The following is an 829-nucleotide window of genomic DNA, read 5'->3' on the forward strand; positions in this document are numbered from 1 at the left end:
ATTTAAGTCAACTTAAAAAATACCGCGTCACTGAGATAAAATTTTTGCATCATTAAGATTTATAGGTACAGCAAGCAAAGAATTGTACTAGCCACGCACTATAATGCTATATATTCATCTCGTTTAGTATCGACTATAGTATGACTGCACCGAAAGCGTTTTTGGTACGGGGCTATAATAACTACTAAAGATATATTTAAGTCTGTGTACCTTTACAATACTGTCCAATCGCTTGTTGTACACGCTCTCGCTTAAGTTCAATCTCGCGGCCATCTAGATACTGGCGTTTACCGTTTGCATCCATCTCATATATACGGCCACCGACATTTAAATTGGTTAAATTGTTACGTAACGATTGACAGCGCTGGGCGTTTGCCTGCGCTTCTTGATCTTTAATACGCGCCTCAAGTTGCGCGACTCGTTGCTGTTCTGCATTTGGCGTATCATTGCTTTGATTGGCATCCGTTTTACCTGCCATCTGCCCTGCATCAGATTGTCTACCATCACTGCGGAACTCAATTACCTCGATATTCCGTGCATTTTGCGGTGCATGTTGACTATATTTGACCTCACCATGCGTACCAAGAGACTTGTAAACTTGGATAGCATGACTTGCACTCATAGGCAGGGCAAATACACAAGTGGTGATAACACCAACCAATAGTTTGTTGACTGTATGAATCATGGGTGAATATGCCATGCTAGCAATCCTTTTGATGAATAAAAGCATTCATGTATAAGCGTAAATGAATTATTGTATAACTTACAATGAGCATACAATGTATGTCGATTCTAACAAAAAATAATGACAAATGTATATTATTTAATA

The 829-nt window shown here is 38.8% G+C and carries 1 protein-coding gene; it reads right to left on the reverse strand.

The window, feature by feature from the left end:
* Positions 1-196 precede the first annotated feature (196 nt).
* On the reverse strand, positions 197-700 hold the full coding sequence (locus ACS8FD_RS18790) for a DUF4124 domain-containing protein (RefSeq protein ID WP_439263284.1): 504 nt from the start codon (positions 698-700) through the stop codon (positions 197-199).
* Between the last annotated feature and the right edge of the window lie 129 nt (positions 701-829).

The organism is Psychrobacter sp. 1U2 (assembly GCF_051847575.1).

What these genes read in the sequence shown, in the direction of transcription:
- ACS8FD_RS18790 (WP_439263284.1), bottom strand. Translation starts at nt 700, where the DNA reads ATGGCATATTCACCCATGATTCATACAGTCAACAAACTATTGGTTGGT.